The sequence below is a fragment of the Staphylococcus caprae genome (assembly GCF_002902725.1).
GTDB lineage: Bacteria > Bacillota > Bacilli > Staphylococcales > Staphylococcaceae > Staphylococcus > Staphylococcus caprae.
Genome location: NZ_PPRT01000095.1, coordinates 1 through 271, shown reverse-complemented (window position 1 = coordinate 271; position 271 = coordinate 1). Strand labels below are relative to the sequence as shown.

The 271-nt window shown below is 36.5% G+C and carries 1 rRNA gene; it reads left to right on the top strand.

The features are described from left to right. Positions 1-92 (top strand): 5S ribosomal RNA (gene rrf, locus CD155_RS12500); the annotation flags it as partial. Between the last annotated feature and the right edge of the window lie 179 nt (positions 93-271).

The window sequence follows — 271 nt, the reverse complement described above, 5'->3', positions numbered from 1 at the left end:
CACACCTGTTCCCATGCCGAACACAGAAGTTAAGCTCCTTAGCGCCGATGGTAGTCGGGCTTACGTCCCGCTAGAGTAGGACGTTGCCAGGCAAACCACTTTTGACCGATAGGTCATTTTTTTGTGGATTATTTCTACTGATTTTTAATTAATTATTGACTTTAACTTTTATAAAGTGTATAATTAATTCTTGTCGGTAATAAAAATGAACATTGAAAACTGAATGACAATATGTCAACGTTAATTCCAAACAAACAGTAACGAAAGTTAC